Annotated in this window: 7 protein-coding genes; 3 read left to right on the top strand and 4 right to left on the bottom strand. The window is 62.1% G+C overall.

Annotated elements, in window-relative coordinates:
• A partial coding sequence (locus tag VN004_RS11040) for an ACT domain-containing protein (RefSeq protein WP_325609891.1) occupies positions 1–216 on the top strand: 216 nt, incomplete at its 5' end.
• A 68-nt stretch (positions 217–284) separates the two neighbouring features.
• Here VN004_RS11040 and VN004_RS11035 read toward each other — a convergent pair.
• From VN004_RS11035 to VN004_RS11020, 4 genes are all read right to left on the bottom strand, one after another.
• A complete protein-coding gene (locus tag VN004_RS11035; protein ID WP_325609889.1) occupies positions 285–650 on the bottom strand; it encodes a hypothetical protein in 366 nt (121 codons plus the stop codon).
• An 11-nt stretch (positions 651–661) separates the two neighbouring features.
• A complete protein-coding gene (locus tag VN004_RS11030; protein ID WP_325609887.1) occupies positions 662–1,120 on the bottom strand; it encodes a hypothetical protein in 459 nt (152 codons plus the stop codon).
• Between the two features lie 171 nt (positions 1,121–1,291).
• Positions 1,292–1,450 (bottom strand): DUF3309 family protein, encoded by a 159-nt coding sequence (locus tag VN004_RS11025; protein ID WP_325609885.1) that lies wholly within the window; start codon positions 1,448–1,450, stop codon positions 1,292–1,294.
• 903 nt (positions 1,451–2,353) lie between these two features.
• On the bottom strand, positions 2,354–2,587 hold the full coding sequence (locus tag VN004_RS11020; protein WP_325609883.1) for a DUF2188 domain-containing protein: 234 nt from the start codon (positions 2,585–2,587) through the stop codon (positions 2,354–2,356).
• Positions 2,588–2,819: 232 nt separating this feature from the next.
• Here VN004_RS11020 and otsB point away from each other — a divergent pair, with 232 nt between their 5' ends.
• Positions 2,820–3,659: a trehalose-phosphatase gene (gene otsB / locus VN004_RS11015; RefSeq protein ID WP_414710273.1), complete on the top strand. Its 840-nt coding sequence runs from the start codon at positions 2,820–2,822 to the stop codon at positions 3,657–3,659.
• Positions 3,656–5,408 (top strand): glycoside hydrolase family 15 protein (locus VN004_RS11010; protein ID WP_325609879.1); only part of this gene is annotated, 1,753 nt, incomplete at its 3' end. The genes otsB and VN004_RS11010, both read left to right, overlap by 4 nt.

Below are 5,408 nucleotides of genomic sequence, written 5' to 3'. Positions count from 1 at the left end.
AATCTCGACAAGCCGGGCTTCATCGGGCGCTTTACCTCAACCCTGGGCGAGGCGGGCATCAATATCGCGACCTTCCATGTCGGTCGCGAGTCACCCGGCGGAAACGCGATCGCGCTGATTGCAGTTGATGACGAACTGCCCGCCGAGGTGCTGGAGAGGGTGCGCGCGCTGCCGCAGGTGCAGCAGGCCAAGCCGCTCAAATTCTCGGCCGCTTGAGAATTGGCGCGTTTGTCTTGGAGGAATGATGGCCTCGGGTGAATCCCGAGGCCGTCTGTTTGAAGCGCTTAACGTCGCCTCGACAGCGAGTAGCCGAGCATCACCGCTTCAATAATCATTGCGATCTGGGCGAATTGCGCTTGCCGCTGTGCGGTTTCCGCGGCTGCACCGAGCGCCAGCGGTTGCGCCGGCTGGCGGCCCGAACGCTGCATCCACAGCACGATCCCGCCCGTGATGACGAGGAACGCTCCGGCGACGATCAATTGCGCATAGATGATGCCGACCATGGGAATCAGCGCGGTGACCGCGGCGCAGGTGGCAAGAATCAGTGCCGCGAGCGCACATATCGCACACGCCCCATAAGCGATGGCATCCCGGCGAAGCCGGTCAGCAAAGCCGCGTGCGGCATGCGCGACGGTGTCTTGCAAGGCCATGAGCCGTTTCCCTAATGGCGACGGCCTGCCATTCCAGCGAGGAAGCCTATTCCCGCGGCGATCGCGAGCGTCAGCAGGGGGCGTTGACCGACTTCCTCCTCGATCTTGCGAAGCGCATCGCCGCCCATGCGGGCTGCCTCGTCAGATACCGTATTTGCGCCGTTCCGGACCCGCTCGGCTGCGTCCGAGATGGTGTCGGACACGAATTCGCTTGCACCGTTTGCGGCCTGTGATGCGCCGCGTCGCGTCATGGCATTGAGCCGGCTCACGCGCGTTTCGATGTCGCGCATCAATTGCCCGATTTCATGTTCGATTTCGGCGATGTCGCCGGCAACACTGCTACCGTTTTTACGAGCCATGATGTCCTCGTTCCCCGCGGCGGTCGTGCCGCGTATTCGCCGTGCCAACGTGCGGAGAAGGAACAAGTTCCCTGCCTCCGATGTCGCTACGCTGCGGCGTAGCGCGGCCATCGCTTCAAATGCAGCGGCGCACGCACCACGGCGCGAGTGGACTGCTGGAAGTGCTACGGGCGCAACCGGCCGAAGTCGGTTGCGCCCGATAGCGCCGGCCGAGCACGAGGGGAGGGGAAATGGCGGCCGGTCGATCCTTTCAATCCCGCCACGCGGTTTTTGTTCCGCGCGCTAGATACGCCCCAGCAAAAGCAGGATGAGAACGACGATCAGGATCGTTCCGATGCCGCCGGCGGGGTAGTAACCCCAGCCGCTGCTGTAAGGCCACGATGGGAATGAGCCGATCAACAGCACGATCAGAATGATGAGTAGGATTGTTCCAAGCGACATCTTGCAACCCCTAACGTTTCCTCGATGAAACCCTGAGCACCGCAACGGTGCGTATGATTTCATTCCGGGGCTCCAACCCGCTGAGGCCTGAGAAGGTTCCTGCGCACGGAACCGACATGGTCTAAGGGGCTGCCAACGGCTTGGCCGATTTTAGAATTCCGTGAACCGCGCCGACGACAAATCGGCGATGTTGCGCTGCAAGCCGGCTTTGAGCTGCGCAGTGACAGCCGGGACGCCGCCGTAGAACCGACGCCAGAGTGTCAAACTGCGTTCGCAGAGCCGCGCTATGGACCGCGTCGAATTGATCTCGAACAGGGAGATTGGGTTCGATGGGTGTGATCATGATTCGCTGCCCGCGAACTGGGCAGGACGTTCCAACTGGAATCGAAATGCGCTCGTCCGACTTTCAGCGGGCGCCTGTGTTCTTTGCACGCGTCCAGTGCCCCGCCTGCGGCCGGGAACACGAATGGTTTGCGAAAGACGCCTGGGTGAGTGAAACCAAGAATTGGATCGAGGAAACCGCGAACTTGGCCGGCAGTCAGCAGGCCTGGGCCTCAGCAGACCTGGGCCGATGAGATGGCTCGCGTGCCGCGGCGACAGTGCGCTCTATCCGACCGGTTATGACGGGAAAATAAGTGCGCCGGACGGCTTCTGTCGGGGGGAGGGGGGATGCCGCCCGGCGCCGGCGCGATCAACGAGTGACCGCGTCTGGTTGTCCAATGGCGCGGTCAAGGTTTTGTTCCGGTTGGAGCGCACTTTCTTTCGGCTGGTTCGTTTAATGAGCAGCGGCGGGGATCACCCGAGCGGGACAAAAGAGCCGTCATGAAGCGCCCCTAGAAAGAGGCTCCTCGGGCGCAACTCCTCACGTCGGTTTTGAGCTGAATAATCTTCTAATCCGGGCAATCACGCGCTGGACACCGCGTTGTCGCGGCCCGATATCCATTCTGGCCGGAAATGGCCGTTTTCGCCCATCAGGCAAACCTCAGCACTCTCGCCGTAGTCGCCGAGCTTGCGGGCGGCATCCACGGCGAAAACCATCGCCTCGTTCTGGCTCTTGTAGGGGCCATATTGCTCCTCGCCGAACTTGATCAGCCACTTGTCCTGATCGCGCACGATGAAATAACGAGCCGTCGGCATCGTTTACCCCCTTTTTGCCACCCTGATATCCCAAACGCGGTATAGACCGGACATGTTCCGACTTTGATGCGAAAGAAAAAGCCTTTTATTTGCGCGCTTTGCCGTACTTTCGTCACGAAGTGGAACCTCGAATCGGCGTGCTTGTGATCACGAGGATGGCTGCCTTGATCGGCGCTTCTGCAACCAAACCTTCGGTTCTCACGTTGTCGCAGCATAGAAGAGCCGCGGCGCGATGTTGCGGCGACGATTTGTCCGCCCTGTCTCAGGTGGCGGAGTGATCTCATCAACGCCATTCATCAAGGAACGCGATTGGACGCTGCTAGTGCCTTTGGACCCTCGTGATTTAAGCCATCTCGCTCTTCTTCTGGATGTGGACGGCACCCTCCTCGATATCGCGCCCACGCCGCAACAGGTGCAGGTGCCGGCGTCGCTGGCATCGACGCTGGCGCGCGTGCGCGAGCGGGTCGGCGGTGCGCTGGCGTTGGTGAGTGGCCGCCCGATCGCGGAGCTCGACGCGTTCTTCGCGCCGTTGCGCCTGCCGGCCATCGGAGGACACGGCGCTGAGATGCGCCCGGTCGCGGCTGGGACAATTCTCAATGGGCGGACGCCGCCGCTCGATCCGGTCTTCAAGCAGCGTCTGAAAGATGTCGCCGCCGCGCATTCCGGCGTGGTGATCGAGGACAAGGGTTATTCGCTCGCGCTGCATTACCGAATGGTTCCGAAGCAAGGCCTGGGCTTGGTGCACGATGTCAGGCGTGCATTCGAGGCCTGGGCCGATCCCTCATTCGAGCTTCTCGGCGGCAAGGCGGTGCTTGAAATCAAATTCGCCGGTTTCAACAAAGGCACGGCCGTGCGCGATCTGATGACCTATCCGCCGTTTAGCGGCCGCGCGCCGATTTTCGTCGGTGACGACAGAACCGACGAGGATGCATTCGCGGTGATGCCGGACTTCAACGGCCAGGCGATGTCGGTCGGCCGCAAGTTTCCGGGCATCGACGATTATTTCAACGCGCCGGCCGATGTGCGGCGCTGGCTCGAGCGCCTGTCCGAGGGCGTGGCTGTGCCGTCATGAACGGCGGCGGGCTCGACCTCGCCGTTATCGGCAATGGCCGCACGGCTGCGCTGGTTGAGCCGACCGGCCGGCTGGTGTGGTGGTGCTATCCTCGTTTCGACGGCGATCCGGTGTTCTGCCGCCTTCTCGCCGGCAACGAGGACAAGGGGTTTTCCGACGTCGTGCTCGACGGCATGGTGTCGTATCGGTCGGAATATCAGCGCAACACCGCGATCGTGACGACGGTCCTCACGGATCGCCAAGGTGGTGCGGTGCGGATCATCGACTTCGCGCCGCGCTTTCGCAACTACGAGCGGGTTTTCCGCCCGCCGCAACTGATCCGCATCATCGAGCCGCTGTCGGGCTTGCCCCGGATTACCATCCGACTACGCCCGACGCACAGCTACGGCGAGCCGATGGCGCAGCGTTCGCTCGGCAGCAACCACATCCGTTATTCCGGCGGCAACGTCGTGATCCGCCTCACCACCGATGCCCCGTTGTCCTACATCGACCGGGAGGCGCCGTTCGTATTGCACCGCCCGCTCGGCATGGTGCTGGGCGCCGACGAGCCGGTGCCTGGCGATATCACCACGCTGTGCCGCGAATTCTGCGACCGAACTCGCGACTATTGGACGGGCTGGGTGCGCCGGCTCTCGATCTCCTACGATTGGCAGGAGCCGATCATCCGCGCCGCGATCGCGCTGAAGCTGTCAAACTTCGAGGAGACGGGTGGCATCATTGCGGCGCACACCACTTCGATCCCCGAGGCGCCGGGCTCAGGGAGAACGTGGGACTATCGTTATTGTTGGCTGCGCGACGCCTATTTCGTCGTCAAGGCGTTGAACCGCATCGGTGCGACGCAGACGATGGAGGACTTCATCTCCTTCATCCTCGGCATTGCCGCCAATCACACCGAGCCGCTGCGTCCGGTCTATCCCATCGTGCCGACCGACCCGATGGAAGAATATACCGCGCCGCGTCTGCAGGGTTATCTCGGCGACGGGCCGGTGCGGATCGGCAATGCGGCGGCGCGGCAGGACCAGAATGACACCTATGGCAGCATCATCCTTGCGGCGATGCCGATGTTCTTCGATCTGCGCTTGCCGCGGCCCGGCGACGAGGCGCTGTTTCGCTTGCTCGAGACGTTGGGGGAGAAGGCGGCCGAATTGGCGCTGCAGCCGGATTCTGGTCTGTGGGAATTTCGCGGCCGCCGCCAGGTACACACGCATTCGGCGGCGATGTGCTGGGCGGGTATCAATCGGCTTGGGGCCATCGCCGGGCGACTGAACTTCCTCGACCGTGCAGCCTATTGGAACGCGACGGCCGATAAGCTCCAGGCCACGATTCTGGAGCAGGCTTGGAATCCGAGGCTTCAGGCGTTTAGCGCCGCATTGGACACCGACCACGTCGATGCCAGCGTACTGCTGCTGCCCGAACTGGGCCTGATCGAGGTGTCGGATCCGCGTTTTGTATCGACGGTAGCGGCAGTCGAGCGCGAACTTTTGCGCGAGAAACACGTTATGCGCTACGCCAATCGCGACGATTTCGGGCTGCCGGAAACTGCGTTCCTGATCTGTCGGTTTTGGCTGATCGACACCTGGTGGGCTCTGGGCCGCCGTGACGAGGCGCGTGAATTGTTTCTTGATGCATTAAGCCACCGCAACAGCTACGGTCTTCTTTCCGAGGATATCCATCCGCAAACGGGGGCGCTTTGGGGTAATTTTCCGCAAACCTATTCGATGGCGGGGCTGATCTTAACTGCGATGCGTT

It is taken from the genome of Pseudorhodoplanes sp. (assembly GCF_035565855.1).
GTDB lineage: Bacteria > Pseudomonadota > Alphaproteobacteria > Rhizobiales > Xanthobacteraceae > Pseudorhodoplanes.
This window is presented reverse-complemented; position numbering and strand designations above follow the sequence as displayed.

What these genes read in the sequence shown, in the direction of transcription:
- VN004_RS11035 (WP_325609889.1), bottom strand. Translation starts at nt 650, where the DNA reads ATGGCCTTGCAAGACACCGTCGCGCATGCCGCACGCGGCTTTGCTGAC.
- VN004_RS11030 (WP_325609887.1), bottom strand. Translation starts at nt 1,120, where the DNA reads ATGGCCGCGCTACGCCGCAGCGTAGCGACATCGGAGGCAGGGAACTTG.
- VN004_RS11025 (WP_325609885.1), bottom strand. Translation starts at nt 1,450, where the DNA reads ATGTCGCTTGGAACAATCCTACTCATCATTCTGATCGTGCTGTTGATC.
- VN004_RS11020 (WP_325609883.1), bottom strand. Translation starts at nt 2,587, where the DNA reads ATGCCGACGGCTCGTTATTTCATCGTGCGCGATCAGGACAAGTGGCTG.
- otsB (WP_414710273.1), top strand. Translation starts at nt 2,820, where the DNA reads ATGTTGCGGCGACGATTTGTCCGCCCTGTCTCAGGTGGCGGAGTGATC.